Genomic DNA, 20,320 nt, shown 5'->3' on the forward strand with positions numbered 1-20,320 from the left:
ATCGGAGACACTGGTGCAGTTAACACACCACATCTGGAGGGCGAAGCCGAGCCGGTTGTGGTCACCACGCCGCTTCGCGATCAGCTTCCGGTCCTCGTCGTCGAGGAAGAAGAACCGCTCCAGCTCGCGCCTCGTCGGCTCCTCGGCGAACTTCCCGTACGCCTCGGCCTGTTCATCAGTCAGAAATTCCACCGGCATGCGGCGGACGGTAGCCAGCCCCCAGCAGTGATCGAGGATCTTCCGGAGAACCCCGCACCGCACCGATCACCTGTGCTAGGCGACCAAGATCAAGTCCTTAGCGCCAACGGCTGTACCGCTGGTCCCCAACGCCGAACTGGATCTCGGCCTTGCGGCCGCGCCCGAACTCGTTCGGAACGAGCCCGAGCACGGGGCGTCGCGGTACACCCAGGAGATCGACATGTTCAGGTACTCCGCCGTCGCCTTGGCGTCCATAAATTCCGCAGGCATATCCACCCAATCCGTCATCGCGTCACGGTGCCCACAGCTTCTGCTGCGGCCGTCGGAGGCCAGGACCCGAGGTGGCAGGGCGGAAACAATGACCTCAACCGCTTCCCGGCGCAACGTACGAAGGTCTTCCGTGGCGGTTTCGACCCGGACTCCGGGTGTGGCCGGGGTGACACATGCCGCCACGGTTCTCCCGTCGGCGCACACCAGGCAGGTGCGGCAGGATGCGGCCGGGCTGAGCCGGTCGTCGTGACAGAGCGCAGGCATCTCGGTCCCGACCGCGCGGACCGCTGCGAGCAGGGATGTTCCCTCGGGCACGTCGAGGGCGGCACCGTCGATCTCGATCCTGGTCACTGGTCCCATCCCGTCAGCCGGCCCCCGTAGGCCCGGACGAGGCTGCGTACGGCGGGTGGAGTCCGACGCCCGAAGGCGCACAGGATCGCCTCGGCCAGGACACGCGACAACCGTCCGTACTCCTCGCCGGGCGGGGTGCCCGCAGACGCCAGTTCAAGTCCTCGGCGCGAGCCGCGCGGCAGGGTGAGCAAGCGCCGCAGCTTTCGTCGGCGGCGAACTGCCAGATGTGCCTCAGCACGTCCTCCGGGGCCACGTGCTGGTCGAAGGCGACCAGTCCGGCGTGCCCGAGTGCGGCGCCCCGTGCGGCGAGGTCGGTCTCGGTCAGCGGCACGTCCAGCGCGTCGGCGGCCAGGAAGCCACCCAGCGGTCCGCCCACCTGGAGCGCGGTCAACTCGGCGCCGTCCTTCAGGCCGCCGCCGAGTTCGGCCTGCCAGGGCTCGAAACGCATCGAAGCGGTCCGCCGAACCGACAGGAGCCATGCCTTCATCGTGGAGGTGGCCGACGGTGGCCGCAATCCCGGCATAGGGCGCTTACTTCTACGAGCGTGGCATGGCAGCTACAAGGCGATCTACGGGGGGCGGAACGCATGGTCGAGAGTGATCGGCGAGTTGATGGGACCGATTTGATGGGACCGATCCATTGGCCGACCCGGCTCATTGAACGCGTCGTACCGGATCTGCACGGCGGAGCCCGTTCGGCGCTGACACTTGACTTCGGGCATGGTCTCCTCCGTAACGTCGACCCATGTCGGACGAGAAGAACCCGGGCACGCCCGGGAAGCTGCCGCGCTCGCTGTACGAGCGGGAGCTGTACCGGCTCCAGACCGAGCTGGTGAAGCTCCAGGAGTGGGTACGCGCCGAAGGCGCACGGCTCGTCGTGGTGTTCGAGGGACGTGACGCGGCGGGCAAGGGCAGCACGATCAAGCGCGTCACCGAGCACCTCAATCCTCGGGTGGCCCGGATCGTCGCGCTGCCGCGGCCCACCGAGCGCGAGCGCGGCCAGTGGTACTTCCAGCGCTACGTCGAGCACCTTCCTGCCGTGGGGGAAGTGGTCCTGCTCGACCGGAGCTGGTACAACCGCGCCGGCGTCGAGCGCGTCATGGGTTTCTGCACCATGGAGGAACACCAGCGGTTCCTGCGCCAGTGCCCGATCTTCGAGCGGATGCTGGTGGAGGACGGCATCCTGTTGCGCAAGTACTGGTTCTCGGTCAGCGACGCGGTGCAGGAGGAACGGTTCCGGCGCAGGCTGCAGGATCCCACCCGCCGGTGGAAGCTCTCGCCGATGGACCTGGAGTCGATCACCCGATGGGAGGCCTATTCGCGGGCGAAGGACGAGATGTTCGTCCACACCGACATCTCGGAGGCTCCGTGGTACGTCGTCGAGAGCGACGACAAGCGCCGGGCCCGGCTGAACATGATCGCCCATCTCCTGTCGACCGTGCCGTACGAGACAGCCGATCCGCCGGTGATCGAACTGCCCCCGCGGCCACCGGCCACCGGGTACCAGCGACCGCCGAGAGAGCTTCAGACCTACGTCCCCGACCACGCGTCGCGACTCGGGAAGTGAGGCGAGGCGGCACACGATCAGGCCGCGAGAGGAACGACGGCCACCGGACAGTCGGCGTGGTGGAGCAGGGCATGGGCAACTCGGCCGAGTTGGAGTCCGAGGTAGCCCCGGCGGCGATGCGCTCCGACGACGATCAGGTCCGCCGCGGCCGAGCGCCGGACCAGTACTTTTGCGGCCGTTCCCTCGACCGCCGCCGAGTGCAGCCGGACCGTCGGGTGTTCGCGTACGGTCTCGGCCACCGCTTCGTCGATCAGGGTCGCCGCACGTTCCTTCCAGTAGAGGTGCGGCTCGTCGACGGTACGCGGATGGTCTGCGCGATCGTGCGAGGGACAGCGCCAGGCACGTACGGCGTCCAGTTCGCAGCCCCTCGCCCCGGCCTCGCGGAAGGCGAACCGAACCGCCGCCGATCCTCCCTCCGGTTCCCCGACGCCCAGGAGGATCCGCCCGTGCCCGCCTTCGATTCCTGCCCTGTCACCGCGCACGACGATGACGGGACACGGGGCCCGCGCGGCCACGGCCAGACTGACCGAGCCGAGCAGAAGGCCGGTGAGCCCGCCACGGCCTCGCTCTCCGGTGATCAGCGCCTCGGCATTGCGCCCCTCGTGCAGCAGGGCGATCACCGCGTCCTCGGGTGTCACATCGGCTGAAACGTCGACCTCCGGATGACGGCGGCGCACCCGCTCAGCGGTGACTTCGGCGATGCGGTCGGCGAGCGCCCGCTCCGAAGGGCGGCCCAAGGCGAGTGCGAGTGCGGCGCCCTCGTACTGCTCCCACCTGGACGCGTACACCAGCCGCAGCGACAGCCCGTGGAGGGCTGCCTCATCGGCGGCCCAGTCGACCGCCCTCAGGCTGCTCTCCGATCCGTCCACACCCGAGACCAGGGGCAGCTTCATCATCCCCACCGCCTTCCGTTCGCCTGCTGGAGGGAGAGCGCCTGCTTTCACGGTCGCACCGGAGCGGGTCGGCGGTGAGAGCCGGTTCGGCCCGGATGGGGAACGTCCGACCCTCTTGGTGGTCCGGCTGGACCACATACACGACGTGCTTTTCGGCAGCAGCACGGCGAGGGCCGGATGTGCTCGTCGCCGCCCCGGCATCCGGTTGGCCCGCGATGCACGGGAGGCGATAGTGGAGGGACCAGGCGGCCTGGTCCGGTCTTGTGATCTGGCGCAAGGAGCGGCCCGGCCGACAGGGCCGCCGAGTGCTCCGGGATCGCAGAGCCCGCCCGGGGCCGGACGGGCCTGCGGCAGGGGCCGGATGACCCATGTCCGTTAACCGGCTGCCCGGCGATGCTGACACCGGCAACTACAGAGGAGGCCACCGATGAGCGGTTCTCCGACTCGCATCACCGCGGCCCTGCCCGCCCGGTACCGTGCCCGCCTGATGGGGATCGGGCAGGAGGTCAATTTCTCCCAGGGGGTCCGTCTCTTCCGAGAAGGGGACCACGCGGACCGCTTCTGGATCCTGCGTTCGGGCACCGTCACGCTGGACATCCGTGTGCCGGGCAGTGCCCCGGTGGTGATCGACAGTCTCGGGTCCGGCGAACTGGTCGGCTGGGCCTGGCTGTTCAAGCCCTACATCTGGCACCTCGGGGCAGAGGCGATGACGCCCGTCCGTACCCATGAGTTCGACGCGGTGACCGTACGCATGATGATGGACGCGGATCCCGCCTTCGGTTCGGCCATCGGCCATTGGGTCGGGCAGGTTCTCGCCCACCGCTTGCAGGCCACCCGGATCCGTCTGCTCGATCTCTACGCCCCTCATGGCAGCGGCGGATTCGTGTGAGTACGCCGTCGTGCCACCACCCAGGAGTCACACCTTACGGAGCACCGCATGCTCCCGCTTCCGCACACCGGCCCTGCGCACCGGCATGAAAAAGGCGCCGCGGGAATCCGCAGCGCCATCGACGGGCCCATCACAACATCTCTGCGACCCGTGGCTCAACCCGGCGGTAGATCATTGAACCATTGGCCCAAATTCCTGGCGATTTTCTGCGCCACGGATGGGCCAACGGACCGGAACGGGACCGGACCCGCAGGATGGGGCCCGGGTGTGGCCGTCGCGTGTACGCATGAGTCGCTGCCGCCTCGACCGGGCGGGTGGTCGTCAGTACTTGGCGGGGGGCTGCGCGGGCAGTGTCGCGGTCACTTCGTAGCCGCCGTCGGGGGTGGCTCCCGCGGCGAGTTCGCCGCCCAGCATCGCGGTGCGCTCGCGCATGCCGAGCAGGCCGTGGCCCGCGCCCGCCGAGGGCTGGGCGGCCCGGTCCGGCGGGGTGTTGGTGACCCGGACCGTGACCCCTGATGCGTGGTGGTCGATCCCCACCCGTACCCGCGCACCCGGGGCATGGCGCAGGGCGTTGCTGAGGGCCTCCTGCACGATGCGGAACGCCGAAAGCTCGACGCCCGGTGACAGGGGGCGGGGCTCTCCGGTGGTCTCGGTGGTGACGGTGAGCCCGGCGCCGCGCGCATTGGCGATCAGCTCGTCCAGCCGGTCGAGGGTGGGCTGGGGGGCGTGCCGGGCGGCGTGCGGCGTGGGGTCCTCGGAGCGCAGCACGCCGAGCACCCGGCGCAGTTCGGTGAGCGCGTCGACCGCGTTCTTGCGAATGCCCTCGACGTTCTCCTTCAGCGCGTCGGACGGGTTCTCGACCAGGTGCGGGACAACCTGCGCCTGGATGGAGATGACCGACATGTGGTGGGCGACCACATCGTGCAGTTCGCGGGCGATCCGGCTGCGTTCCTCCAGAAGGGTGCGCCGCGCGCGCTCCTCGGCGGTGAGTTCCTCCTGTACGACCAACTGCGTTCGGGCCACTCCGAGACCGCGGAGCGCGGCCCCGACCACCACCGTGGTGATGAGGAGCGCGACGGCGAGTCGGATGTCGCCGTGGTCGGGCCAGCGTCTGCTCGCGCCGCAGGCGAGTCCGACCAGCAGGGTGATCGTCAAGGTCTCGGCCGCGATCCGGGGCCGGACCCGCAGGGCGAGCAGGAACAGCACCGCGGTCTGCAGTGCGATCCCGGCCGCGTCCCAGGGGTACGCCAAACCGCCGGACACCGGGACCTCGGCTAACGGACCGGGGGCGGAAGCCGCGGCGAACGGCGTGACCACGACCATGACGAGCATCGAGGCCCACCACGCCTGGACCGGGCGGAACAGCGCGGCAACGACCGCCGCCGACTGGATCCCGGCGAACAGGATGCCGAGCTGTATGCCCGTCCCGTAGCGGAAGGCGAACTGGTTGGTCTGGACGATGAACATGCCCACCGCGACCATCCCCAGCGGCACCGCGATCACCGGCCGCCAGTCCAGCCAACGCGGCTGCCCCGGCTGCCCGTTCGGGTCGGCCGACGACGTCAGGAGATCCGTGCGCAGGATATGGGGCACCGCCCGCAGCATCTGTACCGACCGCTTGGCCATGTCTCCCCGTTTCATGAGCCGCACCTTAGACCGCTCCCCAGTTGCCTGTCGGTCTCAGACATGCCGCGCCGCCTGAGCCTGTGCGGGACGCCGTTCGCGGACGACCAGGCTGTTGCTCCGCGCCCGGCCCCGCTCGTGACCGCGGAACGCCCCGCAGCAGATCAACAGCGCCCCGGCGAACGCGGGCAGCCAGACAAGCCGGGCGAGTACCCAGCCGGGGGCGTCGGGGACGGTGTGCAGGCCCGTCAGGGTCCCGCCCACCAGGAGGCCGGTGGCGGTGACCGCGATCATCGCGGTCTGGTGCCACAGGAAGATTGTCATCGCCGAGAGGTTCACCACCGCCACCGCCGCCCAGAAGGCCGGGCGTCGCAGCGCCCGGCGCAGCGGGCCGAGCAGCAGCAGCGCAGCTCCGCACTGGGCGAGGCCGAAGGTGACCACGGCGAGCGTCGGCGGGTCGAGGTTGGAGATACTCGCACCGGGCACTCCGACCATCGCCGCGGGGTAGCCGGCCTGGAGGACGAGTCCGGTGGTGGCGGCGGCGCCGCCGATCAGCAGTGCCCAGCCGGTCCTGCGACCGCACAGGTCGCCCCGGGCCCAGGCCGCGCCCAGGCAGTACGGAACGAGCCAGCCGGCCGGCACGTTGACGAAGGCGAACCCGCCGGGGGCGTCCAGGCCGAACCGGTAGAGGTCGGTGATGAGCACGACGGCGAACGGCCACAGCGGATGCAGCCTCGCCACCAGCGGGGTCGCCGCGGTCAGCACCGCGAAGACCACCAGGAACCAGAGCGGGGACCACACGAGCTTGCACAGCGCGCGCACGGTGTCCTGGTCCACTCCGAAGGCGAGCATCGCGCCCGCCGCCACGGTCCATACGAGCAGCACGACGACCACCGGCCGTAGCAGCCGGGCCAGCCGCGTGCGGAGCCACCGGCCGTAGTTCTCGCCCCGGGCGCGGGCGGAGGCGTAGCTCTTCGCGCCGACCTGTCCACCGACCAGGAAGAAGACGGCAAGGGTCTGGAACGCCCAGGAGACCGGGGTGAATTGGGGCATGTAGTGCAGCGGGCTCGAACCGTGCATGGTGCCGCTGTCGACGACCAGCGCGGTCACCATCCAGTGGCCGAGAACGACGCCGAGGATGGCGAGGGCGCGCAGGGCGTCGAGGGCACGGTCGCGATCGGCGGGAGTGGCGGATTCGATCCGCCGGACGAAGTCACGCATGGCGCTCTCCCGAGGGCTCTGCGGGCAGGGCCGTTGCGACCACGATCCAAACCATGGCGAGGGTTCCTTCCGTACCGGACGGCTTGCGGTGATTCGGGTACAGAAGCTATGGACGGGACCTCGTAGTCCGCGTCACGCCGGGGTGTGAACCGCGTTCGTAGGTCTGGAGGACTACGAGTATGAGACAGGCACGAAACGGGAGCCGGGGCTGCGCCGGATCGGTGTGAACGGGCGGCCGACGGGCCGTTGGTACAGTCGCAGCCCGGATCGGCCTACCAGGAAGTGACCAACGGACCATGGCGGTGGACGCCCTCGACACCCGCATCCTGCGGTTGCTCATCGAGCAACCCCGTACCAGCGTCCGTGAGTACGCGCGCATCCTCTCCGTCGCCCGGGGCACCCTCCAGGCCCGGATCGACCGGCTGGAGCGGGACGGTGTGATCACCGGTACGGGACCGGTCCTGTCCCCCGCCGCGCTGGGTCATCCGGTGCTGGCCTTCGTTCATCTGGAGGTCACCCAGGGGCATCTGGACGAGGTCGGTGAGGCGCTCGCCGTGGTGCCGGAGATCGTCGAGGCCTTCTCGACCACGGGCGGCGGCGATCTGCTGGCCCGCGTGGTGGCCCGCGACAACGGGCATCTGGAGGATGTGATCCAGCGGCTGATCCGGCTGCCCGGCGTGGTCAGGACGCGTACCGAGGTGGCGCTGCGCGAGCGGGTGCCGCACCGGCTGCTGCCGCTGGTCGAATCGGTGGGCCGCTCGGCCCCCGGCGGCCCGAAGTGATCACCGTGCCGTCCTGCCGGATGCCCTGAACTCACCACACATTCCGGCCTCTTCGGCCCCCTTCAACCCTCTTCGGCACTCTTCGGCCCTTTTCGGCCTCGACGGGACCCTGGTTCCGAACGAAAGTCCCTTGCTCCCGGGGAGCTTGTACGGGGCCGAGCGCCGCTGTGAAGCGCCTGAGAGCAGCGGGATGCCCACGCGGCGTGCCATTGAGGTGCGGCGGCCCGATATCCTGATCATGCCGCGCGTCCCCCCACCCGCCCCGACCCCCGTCGGGGCGCCGCCGTGGCAGTCGAACGGCCCACAATTCGAGATTGGTGCACAGGTGCTGGTAGCTGGTCGGTACCGCTTGACGTCCCCCATCGGCCGCGGCGGCATGGGTGAGGTGTGGCGAGCCTCCGACGAAGTGCTCGGCCGGGCGGTGGCCGTGAAGCTGCTGCTGGGCGATCACGCGGACGAGTCGGCGACCGCCCGGTTCCGCCTGGAGGCGCAGACGGCGGCCCGCCTGAGCCACCCTCATCTGGTGGCCGTGTTCGACTTCGGGTCCTGGGAGAACCGATTCTTCCTCGTGATGGAGCTCGTCGAAGGCAGAAGCCTGGGCGATCTGCTCGCGGCCGAGGAGCGGCTCGGCGCCGAGCAGGTCGCCCGGATCGCCGGTCAGGCCGCCGCGGGGCTCGCCGCCGCCCATCGGCAGGGCATCGTGCACCGGGACATCAAGCCCGGGAACCTGATGCTGGACGCCGAAGGTTCCGTCAAGATCGGCGACTTCGGCATCGCCCAGTTCGTCGACGACCCTTCCGCAGCGCTGACCACCACGGGACAGATCGTCGGCACCAGTCTCTATCTCGCCCCGGAACGCGCCCTGGGCCGTACGGCCGGTGCGGCGTCCGACATGTACTCGCTCGGCTGTGTGATCTACCAACTCCTGCTGGGTGAGCCGCCGTTCCGCTCCGATACGGCCACAGCCACGCTTTACCAGCATGTCGATACCGCGCCCGTGCCGCTCGGGCAGCGCGGCGTCGACCTGTCCCCGGCCTTCGACTCCTATCTGCTGGGGCTGCTGGCGAAGCAGCCCGAAGACCGGCCCACCGCCCAGCAGGTCGCCGACTGGTTCCAGAGCGACGCGTGGCGGGGACAGCCGGAGCCCCTGCCGATGTACACCCCTGCCCCTCCTCCGATGGCGCCCGGCGTTCCCCGCCCCCCGGCGTCCGCCGCCGCGTTCGGCGCGGCCCCGGCGCCTGCCGCCGCGCAGCAGGCCGAAGGCCCGACGACGTACCGCCTGCCGCAGGCCGGTGGGCACAGACGGCGTGCGGCGGAGCGGGCCGCACCCACCCCGCGGCGCACCGGCGCCCGCGAGGCCATCAGACGTCGGCCCAGAGTGGCGAGCGCCATCGCCGGTACGGTCGCCTTCCTCGCGGCCGTGTACCTGGGGATGAGCCTGTTCTCGCCGGATTCCAGCTCGGCCGGCACGCCGGACACCGGCTCCACCGCGACCACCGGACCCGATGCACCGGCCGGCCAGCCGGCGCAGAACAACGGGAACGGCGGGAACAACGGGAACGGCGAGGACGACAGGGGCAGCGGGGACGGCGGAGGCGACGAACAGGACTGAGTTCCGCTCCGGGTCCGAGCAAGTGCGAGGTGGTTCTCCTGCCGGGGCCTGGGCGCTCTCCGGCCTGAAGCAGACCCTCCGCGGTCCGGCATCGTTGTGCGATCCCACCACCGCGGCTTGACCAAACTTGCCAAGTCCCCCCGCAGCCTTCGCAGTTCGTTGACGCGACCATGACAATATGTTCGGTCGCTCGATCACGGACGACGGCACCGCGGACGGCCCATAACGGCCGCAGCGGCTTCCCGTGCCCTGCCGCGGTTCGCCAGGCACTGTGGGCAGTTCGCTCAACTCCCGTGTCCGGTCGATCGGTTGGACGGGCCGAACCCGCATGAAGGGGCGGCCCACCGGGCATATGACGGGTAACCGTCAGGGGGGTGGTGGCAATGGGCCGCATCAGGATCGTCCGACGCCCACAGCGGCCGTCGCAGCCGCCGCCCCTCGATCTACGGACCCCGTCCGGCCGCCCGCTGCCGTACTGACTCAGCCCCGCATCGCCGCGCCCGGAAGGGCGAGCCGGTTCCTTCAGGCTCGACACGGATGTGCGCGTTCCAGAAGGCGGCCTTCTCCAGATGGGCCGTCAGCGCCGACAGGGCGGCGTCCGCGTCCCTGCCCGGGGCACGCGGAGGCTGACCCTGGCCCGCGCAGTGGCCTGGACGGCGGCGGCGGAGCCGACGACCGGCAGGCAGTCGATGCCCAGGACGGTGACGGCGGGACGGGGCGGCTCTCCGGCACCCGGCGTCCCGCCCGGGGTTCTGCCCAGGGTGGTTGACGTCGTGTCAGGCCGGTTCCGGGCGTCGAGGCATGGTTCCGTACCGGCTCTCCTTGATCGATGATGATGCCCGGGGCCGCCGTTCTCGGTACGGCACCTGCTGTCCCAGGAACAGGAAGGGGTTCCCCATGCGGGAAACGACGCCGGACCGGTCTCCGTCGGACGATCCGGCCGTCCACGGCTCGGACGAGGATGCCCAGGTGATCGTGGTGGGGGCGGGGCCGGCGGGTTCGGCCGCAGCCTTCCACCTCGCCAGGGCGGGCGTCGATGTCCTGCTCCTGGAGAAGTCCCGCTTTCCCCGGGAGAAGGTGTGCGGGGACGGCTTGACTCCACGGGCCGTGCACCAGCTCATCCGGATGGGCGTCGACATCAAGGCTCCGGGGTGGACGCGTTCGCGCGGGATGCGCTGGGTGGCCGGGGACCATCAGGTGCATATCGACTGGCCCGCGCTCGGGCGTTACCCGGACTTCGGACTCTCACGCAGCCGGCACGACTTCGACGACATCCTGGCCCGGCACGCCGTCGCCGCCGGAGCCCGGCTGCGCAGCGGCGTGAAGGTGACCCATCCGCTGACCGACCGCGCCGGCCGTATCACCGGCGTCGGTGCCACGACCGAGGCGAAGGAGCCGCTCGCCTTCCACGCCCCGATCGTCATCGCCGCCGACGGTGCCTCCGCCCGCCTCGCCCTTGCCATGGGCCTGCAGCGGGACAGGAAGAGGCAGATCGCGACGGCCGCCCGCCGCTACTACCGCAGTCCGGAACGCTCCCGGGAGGAGTACCTGGAGCTGTGGGCCGACCTCCGCTTCCCGGGCAGTGATCACTTCCTGCCCGGATACGGGTGGATCTTCCCCATGGGTGACGGCCGCGTCAACGTCGGTCTTGGTGCGCTGCCGCACCGACGGCACGGGAAGGCGGACCTGCGCGCCACGTTGGACGAGTGGCTGGCCCGTACCCCGCACGCGTGGGGGCTGCGCGAGGAGAACGCCGAGGGCCCCGTCCGGAGCGCGGCCCTTCCATTGGGCTTCAACCGTCACCCCCTCTACACCCGGGGGCTGCTCCTCGTAGGCGACTGCGGAGGCATGATCAGCCCCTGGAACGGCGAGGGCATCGGCCAGGCCATGGAAGCCGGTGAAGTCGCGGCCGAGACCGCCACGCTCGCTCTCGCGCTTCCGCGGGGACCCGGGCGGGAGCGGGCGCTGCACGGCTACCCCGTCGAGCTGAACCGCCGCTGGGGGCGGTACTACCGGCTGGGGAACACGGCCGCCGACCTCGTCTTCAGCCGGTCCGGCTTCCAGCCGGTCCTCAACCGTTACGTCATGGGGTCGCCGTTCCTGCTCGACACCCTGGCCCGGCTGCTCACCAACCTCACGGACAAGCCCTCGCACGACCTGATCGACCATCTGCTCAACGGGGTCGTGCGTCTCGTCCCGGAACCGAAGGTGCGGCGCAGGCGCTGACGGTCCTGGCGGGCCCACCCGCGTTGCCCGTGGCTACGACCGGCGGCGGGGCTTTCCGCGCTTGCCGCCGCCCTTGGCGCCACTGCCAAAACCGCTCCGCGGGCTCTTCCCGGACGCCTTGCCGACGGCCCTCCCGGCTGTCTTCCCGGCGGCCTTCCCGGTGCCGGGCGTGCGCCGTGCGGTGCCCGTACCGGAGCGTTCGGTCTTCGATTCCTTCGGTTGTGCCGGGGACTTGGGGCGGCCCCGTGAACTGTTGACGGTCCGGCCCCGGACGATCCCGATGAAGTCCTCCACCAGGTCCGTGGTCTCGTCCTCCAGCCACGACAGCGCGACGCGTGACTCGGGGGCGTCCGACACCGGCCGGTACGTGAGGTCCTTGCGGTGGTGCAGCCGGGCAAGCGACTGCGGGACGACCAGAAGGCCCACTCCCGCCGCCACCAGCTCGATGGCGTCCGCCGTCGTGGCGGGTCGCTCGACCGCGGGCCGTCCCGGCCGCTGCTCCCAGACGAGGGTGTCGTCGAGCGGGTGAAGCACGATGTCGTCGGCGAGATCCTCGGCGCAGACCTCGTCGACCGCCGCGACGGCATGGTCCTTCGGGACCACCACGACCGTCGTCTCGGTGTAGAGGGGGATCGCGCTGAGGCCCGTCCGGTCGATCGGCAGCCGCACGAGACCCGCGTCGGCGCCACCGCCCCGCAGCACGTCGGACGCCTCGGCGGCCGACACCCCGACGAGGTTCAGGGGGACGTCGGGCAGCCGCTCGTTCCAGATCCGCACCCACTTGGTGGGCGTCACCCCCGGGACATACGCGAGCCGGAACGAAGGGGTTTCTTCCGAGCTTGTCACTCCGCCAGGTTACCGGCCCTGGTCAGAGGTAGCGCACATGCTCGATACCCTTGACACCATGACGTCGCACAAGACCGCCCAGACAATGAAGGCCGCTACCGCGGCAAAGAAGCTGGGTGTGTACCTAGAGGCCACCCCCGCCGAGTTCCAGGAGGGTGTCGTCTCGCGCACCGAGCTGAACGCACTGCAGTCCGATCCGCCCGAGTGGCTGCGCGAACTGCGACGCAACGGCCCGCACCCCCGGCCGGTGGTCGCGGCGAAGCTGGGTGTCTCCATCTCGGGTCTCGCCCGTGGCGGAATCACCGAGGCCCTCACCACGGAGCAGATCGAAGCGCTGAAGACGGACAACCCCGACTGGCTGCAGCAGGAGCGCACCACCCAGGCCGAGGTCCGGAAGGAAGCGGTGCGCATCAAGGAGAAGAAGGAGGAGAAGAAGGAGAAGGACGCAGCCCGCGGCGAAGAAACCCGCGGATCGCGCTCCTGACTTCTGGCTTCTCCCCTCCCCCGGCACCTCCGTCACCCGGCGCGCACGGGCCCGCGCTCGGGCACCGGCGGGCCCTGTCGGCCCGGCCCCGGCCACGACATCCGGTCCCCCGGCTCGCGGGCGCCGTCGCCGGGACACAGCCACGGCTCCCTCGAAGAGCGCTGCGGTACGCGGGGCCGTCGCCGTTCGCCGGACCTACTCCTGCGCCGGCGTGACCGCCGGGATGTTCTCGGGGTTCAGCAGCTGTGTCAGATGGCGGGCCGAGGTGTCCCAGGACCAGGATTCCCGCGCCCAGACGCGGCCCGCGGCTCCCATCTCGGCGGCCAGACCGGCGTCAAGGAGTATCCGGGTCAGCGCACCGGCGACCGCCGTGGCGTCGGTGCCGTCGACGACGCGGCCGGTCCGGCCGTCGAGCACCGTGTCCGGGGCACCGCCCGAGTCGCCGACCACCACCGGCAGACCGCTCGCCGCCGCCTCCAGGAACACGATCCCGAGGCCCTCCGCCTCCAGTCCCGCCTTCCGGGTGCGGCACGGCATCGCGAAGACGTCCGCCGCCGCGTAGTACGCCGGGGTCTCGGTGTGCGACTTCCCGCCCACGAAGCGGACCGCCCCCTCGCCGTGGCGCAGCGCCAGCTTGCGCAGCCGTGCCTCGTCGGGGCCGCGTCCGACCACGACGAGCACCGCGTCGGGCACCTCCCGGCGGATCAGTGGCAGAGCCCGGATCAGCATGTCCTGGCCCTTGCGCGGGACCAGCCGGGCCACACACAGAATCACCCGCTTGCCCTGCAGACCGAGCTCGGCCCGCAGCGCGGACCCGGCATCCGCGTCGCGCCGGTACACCTGCGCGTCGACCCCCGGCACCAGGCGGCTCATCCGCGCACGCGGACCGAGGGACGGCTCGATCCGGGCCCGTGTGTACTGGCCGAGATACGTGACGACATCCACGCCCGCACCGATGCGGCGCATCATCCGGCGTGCACCGGGCGTCCTGGCCCACCAGATCTCGTGGCCGTGGGTGGTCGCCACCATGCGCCGTATGCCACTGCGACGCAGTGCCGGCGCCATCAGGGCGAGCGGCGCGGCCTCCCCGAACCAGACCCGGTCGCAGTCATGGGCCCTGGCTATCTCGATCGCCCTGCGGGTGACCCGCTTGGTCGGCAGCAGCATGCCGCTGGTGTCACGTACGACAGGAAACGGGAGCGCCGCGTCGTAGGCGGCGTCGCCGGGCTCGCGCGACGTGTAGATCACCACGTCGTCGTCCGGTATTCGCGTCGCCATCGCGTGCACGAAGGTCTCGATGCCTCCCTGACGCGGCGGGAAGTCGTTGGTGATGACAAGGGTGGAGCCCATGAATGTGTTGGATCCTTCAGCTGGATGGGGTCGGGCAAGCCGTGAAGAGGTAGTTGCGGCAGTCGTCGGTAACGTCGGCCACACGTACCCAACTCCTGTTCCGCCAGCGGTACATGGCGTAGTCGAGCGCCGTGAGCCGGCCGACGAGGTCGGCCGCGCCGATGTCGTACTTCTCCAGGTGCCGGTCCTCGATCTCCAGCAAGAGGGCGGGCCGGTGGCGCAGCAGCGTGCGCCGGGCGCCGGACAGTACGGCCGCCTCCGCCCCTTCGACATCGGCCTTGATGAAGTCGACCCGGTCCAGGCCCATGTGGTGACAGAGACCGTCCACCGTCCGCACCGGCGTGGTCACGGGGCGGGAGGTGGCGAACTCGACGTTGGGGCCGGGTCCCGAGGCGCCGTCGGTGAGGTAGGCGCGTCCGTGGACGGGCAGCAGGCGGCGCCGGGGCAGGCTCATCGTTCCTTCGTGGGCGCGTTCGCCGAGCGCCATGCGGTGCACGGTGACGTTGTCGCAGCCGAGGGCGGCGGCCACGGTCCTGAGCCAGTGCGCGGGGCCGTGCAGCGGTTCGACGCTGTGCACCTTTCCCGACGGTCCGGCCAGCGCGGACAGGCTCCAGGTGTAGAGGCCGTACTCGGCCCCGATGTCCAGGCAGACGGCGCCCGGCGGCACCAGCGGCCGCAGACCCGCCACTTCGTCTTCCACGAAGTCCCAGCGCGGGGACGCCCAGCGCAACGCGAGCGCGACCGACAGCACGCGCAGTCCCGGCTGTGGGAGGCCGCCGGACCGGGGGCCGAGGGATCCGGCCGACGGGTCAACCTGCCGCTCATCAAACGCCTTTCAGCCTGCACGGGCGCACGGGTTCTGTTGCCGGAGCGACGCCACACGCGGTCGGCGTTCCATCGCATCATCGAATGCGGGGTGATCCCATCCTTCTTCAGAAGCAGATTCACCCGCGCATCAAACCTGAGATGTAGATATCAGGTGTGGAGACGAGGGCCCGAAACCGTAATGAAGGAACACAGACCAGGGCTTCACGCCCCGGCCGAGCGAGCAGGCACTTCCTTCGGCTTCGGCGGACACAACGGTCGTTGTTCCCGGTGGACCTCAGTATCCGCCGGGGCGCACCAGGCCCGTCTCGTACGCGTGGATGGCCGCCTGGGTGCGGTCACGCAGGCTCAACTTGACCAGGATCCGGCTCACATGGGTCTTGATGGTCTGTTCCGCCACCACCAGCCGCTCGGCGATCTCCGCGTTCGACAGGCCCTGCGCGATCAGCGACAGGACCTCGGTCTCCCGCTCCGTGAGGTTGCCGCTGCGGCCCTTGACCGGGCTGCGGGGGACGTCGGCCATCCGGGAGAACTCGGCGATGAGACGCTTCGTGATGTTCGGGGCGAGCAGGGCCTCACCGGACGCCACCACCCTTACCGCATGGGCGAGTTCGGCGGCGGACGCGTCCTTCAGCAGAAATCCGGACGCCCCGGCGCGCAACGCCTCGTAGACGTACTCGTCGAGGTCGAACGTAGTCAGGACGAGGACCTTGGTGGTGTCGGCGGGTGACGCCATGATGCGGCGTGTCGCCTCGATGCCGCCGACCCCGGGCATCCTGATGTCCATCAGTACGACGTCGGGGGTCAGTTCGGCGACCTTGGCGACGGCGTCGATGCCGTCCACGGCCTGGCCGACTACCTCGATGCCGGGTTCGGCGTCGAGCAGCACCGTGAAGCCCTGACGGACCATCATCTGGTCGTCGGCGATCAGCACGCGCGTGGTCGTCACTGGTTGTCCTCGGCAGGGTCGGCGGGTTCGACGGGTTCGGCGGGCAGCATCGCGATCACCTCGTATCCTCCATCGGGACGGCGCCGAAAGCCAGAGTGCCACGCACCCGGGCGCCACCGTACGGGGCCCCGCGTCGGCAACACCTTCAGGGGTCCTCGTGCAGCCACCGGATCAGGCACGAGGGGCATCGGGGATCTGTCCGTCCACGATCCGGGCGATGTTCTTCAGGGGTACGGAACCGGGCGCGAGATAGTCGCTGTGGCCACCGGAGCCCGCGTCGAAGATCCGGGCGCCGAAGCGTTCGGACACCGGGTCCGTACCGAAACCGACGTCCATGTACGGGAGTTGCAGGCGTACGTGCGGCACGTCGGCGATCCAGTCGTCGCCGCCCCGGCCCGCCCACACGGCGGCCGGGGTGTGCAGGCCGGCCACGTCGTCGACTCCGACGCCGGGGCTGCCGTACAGGACGATATCCGCGATCCGTAGTCCGGTCACGGCCCGTGCGCAGACGGCGGAACCGTAGGAGTGGCAGAGCAGGGACGTCCGGGCGGCGGGTTTGACCCTCCTCAAATCCCCCAGAAATTTCCTTAGTTCATGAGCGGCGTCCTGGGCGCGGCGTGAGGTCGCGGCGGCCAGGCTCACCGTCGCCGGCGTCTCGTAACCGAGCCAGACAACGACGGCGGCCCGGTCGCCCAGCTGCCTCCGCAGCGCCTGGGCGCCCCCTTGCAGGCGCCAGTAGTTGTCGACGCTCATGCCCGCGCCCGGGACCAGCACGGCGATCCGGTCGGCCCGGGACAGATCGCCGACCACCTCGACGGCGCGGCCTCCGTGGCGTCCGTCGAAGGAGAGGAGGTGGCGTGCGGGGCCGCCCAGGGCGTACAGCGCCTCGGCGCGCTTGTCGTCGCCGTGGTCGTGGGCCGTCCGCGCGGCCGCTTCGATGTCCGCGCGGGTCGCGGCGTACCGCGCGGCGAGGGCGCCCGGGGTGGCGGCGGGCAGCGGCCCCCGGACGCTCGGTACGGGCGCCGGCACGTCGGCGGGCCTGACCGCACCCGATACCGGCACGGCCACCGACGCGACGACCAGTGCGGTGAGCAGGGCACGGCACAGGCGTCTTCTGCGTGGGCGGGCCACAGGTGGTTCCTTTCGTACCGGATGTCGTTCTCGATTCCGGTACGAAGCTATGGATCACACCTCGTAGTCGGCGTCCCGCCGGGGAGTGAACCTTGCGCGTAGTTCTGAAGTACGGGGGTGGGAGGCGGATCCGGTCGATCGCCGACTCGTGCGCATCCGCTCCGGGCCTCCCTCGCAAAGACGCACGGGCCCCGGATCAGCAGCGCTCAGCGGCCGACGAGGTCGTGGGCGGTTCGGATGATGTGGGTGCGTGAGATGCCCGCGGCGTCGAGGAGTTCGGAGGTGGTTCCGGAGCCCGGCAGATTGCGTACGGCGAGGTGCGCATATGCGGGAGCGAGTCGCTGCGCGGCGAGTGAGGACAGCACGGCCTCCCCGATGCCGCCTTCCGGGTGGTGGTCCTCGACGACGAGCAGTGCGCCCGTTTCCTGGACGGCGTGGACGAGCATGTCGAGGTCCAGCGGCTTGACGGAGTACAGGTCGACCACCCGGGCGGGGATGCCGTCGGCGGCCAACTGGTCGGCGGCTGCGAGGCATTCGTGGACGGTGACGCCCGCGCCGATGAGAGTGACCCGGTCACGGTCGCTCGCGCGCAGCGTCTTGGACCCGCCGACGGGAAACGTCTCGTCGGGGCCGTAGAGGACGGGGTAGGCGCCCCGGGTGGTGCGGAGGTAGGAAATGCCGTCCAGGTAGGCCATGGCGGCGGTCAGTGCGGCGGCGGATGTGGCGTCGCTGGGGTAGAGCACGGTGGAACCGTGGACGGCCCGCATCATGGCAAGGTCCTCCAGGCCCATCTGCGACGGGCCGTCCGCGCCGATCTCGACACCGCAATGGGTCCCGCACAGGCTCATGGAGATCTGGGAGACGGCCGCCATGCGGATGAAGTCATGGGCCCGGGTGAGGAAGGCCGCGAAGGTGGTGGCGTACGGGCGGTAGCCGCGTGCGGCCATACCGACGGCGCTGGCGATCATCTGCTGCTCGGCGATGTAGGTCTGGAAGTACCGCTCGGGGTGCGCCTTGCCGAAGTCCTCCGCATGGGTGGAGTTGCCCACTTCGGCGTCCAGGGCCACGATGTCGGGCCTGGCACCGATCGCGGCGAGCGCCTTGCCGAAGGCGACGCGGGTGGCGACGGATTCGCCGATCCGGAATTGCGGCAGCTTCACCTGCACGGGGGCGGCCGGGGTGGCTGCGGGGGCGGCGGGCGGCCGGTGGCCCCGAACGGTGAGGTGGCGTACGCCGCCCAGTTCGGTGACGGCGCGCGCGGCGAGGTCCTCGGGCAGCGCCTTGCCGTGCCAGCCCTCGGCGTCCGCGACCTCAAAAACGCCCTGGCCCTTGACGGTCCTGGCGACGACGACTGTGGGGGCCTGCCCGTCTCCCGCGACGGCCAGGGCCTGCTCGACGTCCGCGAGATCGTGGCCGTCGACGACGAGGGCACGGCAGCCGAAGGCTTCGGCCCGGCGGGCGTAGGCGCCGGTGTCCCAGCCCAGTTCCGTGGGTCCCCGCTGGCCGAGACGGTTCACGTCGATGATCGCGACGAAATTGGCCAAGCGGTGGCGGCCCGCCTTGTCCAGGGCCTCCCACACCGACCCTTCGGTCATTTCGCTGTCGCCGCACAGCACCCACACCCGGTACGGCAGGTGTTCCAGGTCGCGTCCGGCGAGCGCGATGCCGACGCCGTACGCGATGCCCTGGCCCAGCGAACCGGTGGCCGCGTCCACCCAGGGCAGGACCGGGGTCGGATGGCCCTGCAGACGAGCGCCGTTGCGGCGGTAGGTGGTCATCAGTTCCTCTTCGCCGATCGCACCGGCGGCCAGGAACATCGCGTACAGCAAGGGGGAGGCATGGCCCTTGGAGAAGATCAGGTGATCATTGGCCGGGTTCTTCGGGTTCTGCCAGTCGTAGCGGAGTTGGCGCGTCATGAGGACGGCCATCAGATCCGCGGCGGACAGGCTGGAGGTGGGGTGGCCCGAACCGGCGGCGGTGCTGGCGCGGACGGAGTCCACTCGCAGCTGCTGCGCCAGTTGGAAGACCTCGTCGAGGCCGCTGTCCGGCCCGAGGGAGACAGTGTGGGTGTTCTGGGCCGTCATCGCGGCCTCCTCTCGTGTCCTGCCTTCTGATCCGGGGGTTCACTCCGTGCGTTCGATCCGGGCGTTGTGATCCGGGTGTGCGACCGCCGCCGGCTCGCGGGCCGCGGTCGCACAGACCACACGCGGCGTCTGCGGCCCCCTGCCGACGGTATGTCCATGGCGCGGGGGCCGCGATTCAGCGAGGGGGCCGTGAGTCAGCGGGCCGGGGGGCGGAGGGGGCCGCGGTTCACACGCGTGCCGGTCCGATGGTGCGGTCCAGGAGTGCGGTCAGTGCCGCCCAGTGGCGATCATCCGCCGCGCTGTCGTACCTGACGGTGTCCGCCTGGGTGAAACCGTGGTGCGCCCCGGTGTAGACCTCACCGTGGTGGCGCACACCCGATGCGGTGAGCGCCTCGTCGAGGCGGTCGATCTGCTCGGGAGGCATCGAAGGATCCTGGTCGGCGTGGCCGAAGTACAGCTCCGCGGTGATCCGGTCGGCGAGCAGGTGCGGGCTGTCGGCGGATTCTGTGGCCAGGTTCGCGCCGTGGAAGCCGGCTGCGGCCGCGATCCGCTCCGGGTACGTGCCTGCGGTGCGCAGAGCGAGACCGGCGCCCATGCAGTAGCCCGTCAGACCGACCGGCCCGTCGGCGGCCTGGGGGCAGTCCGCGAGCCAGTTCAGATAGGCGTCGGCATCGCGCATCGCCAGATCGGGTGTCAATGACCGCAGGATCGGACCGAGACGCTCGAAGATGTCCGGCCGTCGGGCCGAATCGATGAATTCGGGCAGTTCGACCACCGGCGTCCGCCCATGGCGGTAGAAGACGTTGGGGACCAGGACCGTGTAACCGTCTCCGGCAAGGCGGTCGGCCATCTTCTTCAGCTGGGGACGGAGCCCGAAGGCGTCCATGTAGAGCAGGACCGCGGGGTGCGGACTGCCGTCATCGGGATGGGCCAGGTAGGCGTCGGCAGCGCCGTCCTGGGTGGGGATGTCCACGGATGTTCCGCGCACGGAGGACATGGGCGGGTTCTCTTCTCTCGTCG

Annotated in this window: 18 protein-coding genes and 2 pseudogenes; 6 read left to right on the plus strand and 14 right to left on the minus strand. The window is 70.5% G+C overall.

The window, feature by feature from the left end:
* Positions 1 to 6: 6 nt before the first annotated feature.
* The 3 genes and pseudogenes from OH735_RS03415 to OH735_RS03425 form a co-directional block, all read right to left on the minus strand.
* A pseudogene (locus OH735_RS03415) lies at positions 7 to 198 on the minus strand (DUF4158 domain-containing protein); the annotation flags it as partial.
* A gap of 75 nt (positions 199 to 273) precedes the next feature.
* Positions 274 to 828: a 2Fe-2S iron-sulfur cluster-binding protein gene (locus OH735_RS03420; RefSeq protein ID WP_406379337.1), complete on the minus strand. Its 555-nt coding sequence runs from the start codon at positions 826 to 828 to the stop codon at positions 274 to 276.
* Between the two features lie 4 nt (positions 829 to 832).
* Complete coding sequence (locus OH735_RS03425) at positions 833 to 1,267, minus strand: NADH-ubiquinone oxidoreductase-F iron-sulfur binding region domain-containing protein (RefSeq protein WP_406379339.1); 435 nt, start codon at positions 1,265 to 1,267, stop codon at positions 833 to 835.
* 296 nt (positions 1,268 to 1,563) lie between these two features.
* On the opposite strand from OH735_RS03425, the gene ppk2 reads away from it, so the two are divergent.
* Positions 1,564 to 2,385 carry a polyphosphate kinase 2 gene (gene ppk2, locus OH735_RS03430; RefSeq protein ID WP_406379341.1) on the plus strand — a complete coding sequence of 274 codons (822 nt, stop codon included), beginning with the start codon at positions 1,564 to 1,566 and terminating at the stop codon, positions 2,383 to 2,385.
* 17 nt (positions 2,386 to 2,402) lie between these two features.
* On the opposite strand, the gene OH735_RS03435 is transcribed toward ppk2, so the two are convergent.
* Positions 2,403 to 3,278: a universal stress protein gene (locus OH735_RS03435; RefSeq protein ID WP_406386393.1), complete on the minus strand. Its 876-nt coding sequence runs from the start codon at positions 3,276 to 3,278 to the stop codon at positions 2,403 to 2,405.
* 427 nt (positions 3,279 to 3,705) lie between these two features.
* Between OH735_RS03435 and OH735_RS03440 the strand changes: the two genes are divergently transcribed.
* Complete coding sequence (locus tag OH735_RS03440) at positions 3,706 to 4,167, plus strand: cyclic nucleotide-binding domain-containing protein (RefSeq protein ID WP_406379343.1); 462 nt, start codon at positions 3,706 to 3,708, stop codon at positions 4,165 to 4,167.
* A gap of 321 nt (positions 4,168 to 4,488) precedes the next feature.
* Here OH735_RS03440 and OH735_RS03445 read toward each other — a convergent pair whose 3' ends face one another.
* Complete coding sequence (locus tag OH735_RS03445) at positions 4,489 to 5,808, minus strand: sensor histidine kinase (RefSeq protein WP_406379345.1); 1,320 nt, start codon at positions 5,806 to 5,808, stop codon at positions 4,489 to 4,491.
* Positions 5,809 to 5,847: 39 nt separating this feature from the next.
* On the minus strand, positions 5,848 to 7,011 hold the full coding sequence (locus OH735_RS03450; RefSeq protein WP_406379347.1) for an acyltransferase: 1,164 nt from the start codon (positions 7,009 to 7,011) through the stop codon (positions 5,848 to 5,850).
* A gap of 296 nt (positions 7,012 to 7,307) precedes the next feature.
* Between OH735_RS03450 and OH735_RS03455 the strand changes: the two genes are divergently transcribed.
* Both OH735_RS03455 and OH735_RS03460 read left to right on the plus strand, forming a co-directional pair.
* A complete protein-coding gene (locus tag OH735_RS03455; RefSeq protein WP_406379349.1) occupies positions 7,308 to 7,793 on the plus strand; it encodes an Lrp/AsnC family transcriptional regulator in 486 nt (161 codons plus the stop codon).
* A gap of 376 nt (positions 7,794 to 8,169) precedes the next feature.
* Complete coding sequence (locus OH735_RS03460) at positions 8,170 to 9,405, plus strand: serine/threonine-protein kinase (RefSeq protein ID WP_406386394.1); 1,236 nt, start codon at positions 8,170 to 8,172, stop codon at positions 9,403 to 9,405.
* 497 nt (positions 9,406 to 9,902) lie between these two features.
* Here the strand turns inward: OH735_RS03460 and OH735_RS03465 are convergent.
* A pseudogene (locus OH735_RS03465) lies at positions 9,903 to 10,120 on the minus strand (dipeptidase); the annotation flags it as partial.
* 182 nt (positions 10,121 to 10,302) lie between these two features.
* Between OH735_RS03465 and OH735_RS03470 the strand changes: the two are divergent.
* Complete coding sequence (locus OH735_RS03470; RefSeq protein ID WP_406379351.1) at positions 10,303 to 11,631, plus strand: geranylgeranyl reductase family protein; 1,329 nt, start codon at positions 10,303 to 10,305, stop codon at positions 11,629 to 11,631.
* A 33-nt stretch (positions 11,632 to 11,664) separates the two neighbouring features.
* Here OH735_RS03470 and OH735_RS03475 read toward each other — a convergent pair whose 3' ends face one another.
* Complete coding sequence (locus OH735_RS03475) at positions 11,665 to 12,477, minus strand: LysR family substrate-binding domain-containing protein (RefSeq protein ID WP_406379353.1); 813 nt, start codon at positions 12,475 to 12,477, stop codon at positions 11,665 to 11,667.
* 58 nt (positions 12,478 to 12,535) lie between these two features.
* Between OH735_RS03475 and OH735_RS03480 the strand changes: the two genes are divergently transcribed.
* On the plus strand, positions 12,536 to 12,961 hold the full coding sequence (locus OH735_RS03480; RefSeq protein ID WP_406379355.1) for a DUF5997 family protein: 426 nt from the start codon (positions 12,536 to 12,538) through the stop codon (positions 12,959 to 12,961).
* A 195-nt stretch (positions 12,962 to 13,156) separates the two neighbouring features.
* Here OH735_RS03480 and OH735_RS03485 read toward each other — a convergent pair whose 3' ends face one another.
* The 6 genes from OH735_RS03485 to OH735_RS03510 form a co-directional block, all read right to left on the minus strand.
* Entirely contained in the window at positions 13,157 to 14,311 is a 1,155-nt protein-coding gene (locus OH735_RS03485; protein ID WP_406379356.1) for a glycosyltransferase family 4 protein, read from the minus strand.
* A 16-nt stretch (positions 14,312 to 14,327) separates the two neighbouring features.
* Positions 14,328 to 15,062, minus strand: coding sequence for an FkbM family methyltransferase (locus OH735_RS03490; RefSeq protein ID WP_406379358.1), 735 nt, complete (start codon positions 15,060 to 15,062; stop codon positions 14,328 to 14,330).
* A gap of 351 nt (positions 15,063 to 15,413) precedes the next feature.
* A complete protein-coding gene (locus OH735_RS03495) occupies positions 15,414 to 16,085 on the minus strand; it encodes a response regulator (protein WP_406379360.1) in 672 nt (223 codons plus the stop codon).
* Positions 16,086 to 16,256: 171 nt separating this feature from the next.
* Positions 16,257 to 17,216 (minus strand): alpha/beta hydrolase, encoded by a 960-nt coding sequence (locus OH735_RS03500; RefSeq protein ID WP_406379361.1) that lies wholly within the window; start codon positions 17,214 to 17,216, stop codon positions 16,257 to 16,259.
* A 206-nt stretch (positions 17,217 to 17,422) separates the two neighbouring features.
* The gene (locus tag OH735_RS03505; RefSeq protein WP_406379363.1) at positions 17,423 to 19,300 is read right to left on the minus strand and encodes a transketolase; all 1,878 of its coding nucleotides are present in this window, start codon (positions 19,298 to 19,300) and stop codon (positions 17,423 to 17,425) included.
* A gap of 226 nt (positions 19,301 to 19,526) precedes the next feature.
* The gene (locus OH735_RS03510; protein WP_406379365.1) at positions 19,527 to 20,297 is read right to left on the minus strand and encodes a dienelactone hydrolase family protein; all 771 of its coding nucleotides are present in this window, start codon (positions 20,295 to 20,297) and stop codon (positions 19,527 to 19,529) included.
* Positions 20,298 to 20,320: the final 23 nt, after the last annotated feature.

The organism is Streptomyces sp. NBC_01618, assembly GCF_045209435.1.
Taxonomy (GTDB): Bacteria; Actinomycetota; Actinomycetes; order Streptomycetales; family Streptomycetaceae; genus Streptomyces.

Coding starts and splice junctions, on each gene's coding strand:
- OH735_RS03445 (WP_406379345.1), bottom strand. CDS start 5,808: ATGAAACGGGGAGACATGGCCAAGCGGTCGGTACAGATGCTGCGGGCG.
- OH735_RS03485 (WP_406379356.1), bottom strand. CDS start 14,311: ATGGGCTCCACCCTTGTCATCACCAACGACTTCCCGCCGCGTCAGGGA.
- OH735_RS03440 (WP_406379343.1), top strand. CDS start 3,706: ATGAGCGGTTCTCCGACTCGCATCACCGCGGCCCTGCCCGCCCGGTAC.
- OH735_RS03480 (WP_406379355.1), top strand. CDS start 12,536: ATGACGTCGCACAAGACCGCCCAGACAATGAAGGCCGCTACCGCGGCA.
- OH735_RS03510 (WP_406379365.1), bottom strand. CDS start 20,297: ATGTCCTCCGTGCGCGGAACATCCGTGGACATCCCCACCCAGGACGGC.
- OH735_RS03420 (WP_406379337.1), bottom strand. CDS start 828: ATGGGACCAGTGACCAGGATCGAGATCGACGGTGCCGCCCTCGACGTG.
- OH735_RS03455 (WP_406379349.1), top strand. CDS start 7,308: ATGGCGGTGGACGCCCTCGACACCCGCATCCTGCGGTTGCTCATCGAG.
- OH735_RS03435 (WP_406386393.1), bottom strand. CDS start 3,278: ATGAAGCTGCCCCTGGTCTCGGGTGTGGACGGATCGGAGAGCAGCCTG.
- OH735_RS03450 (WP_406379347.1), bottom strand. CDS start 7,011: ATGCGTGACTTCGTCCGGCGGATCGAATCCGCCACTCCCGCCGATCGC.
- ppk2 (WP_406379341.1), top strand. CDS start 1,564: ATGTCGGACGAGAAGAACCCGGGCACGCCCGGGAAGCTGCCGCGCTCG.
- OH735_RS03460 (WP_406386394.1), top strand. CDS start 8,170: ATGGGTGAGGTGTGGCGAGCCTCCGACGAAGTGCTCGGCCGGGCGGTG.
- OH735_RS03425 (WP_406379339.1), bottom strand. CDS start 1,267: ATGCGTTTCGAGCCCTGGCAGGCCGAACTCGGCGGCGGCCTGAAGGAC.
- OH735_RS03505 (WP_406379363.1), bottom strand. CDS start 19,300: ATGACGGCCCAGAACACCCACACTGTCTCCCTCGGGCCGGACAGCGGC.
- OH735_RS03470 (WP_406379351.1), top strand. CDS start 10,303: ATGCGGGAAACGACGCCGGACCGGTCTCCGTCGGACGATCCGGCCGTC.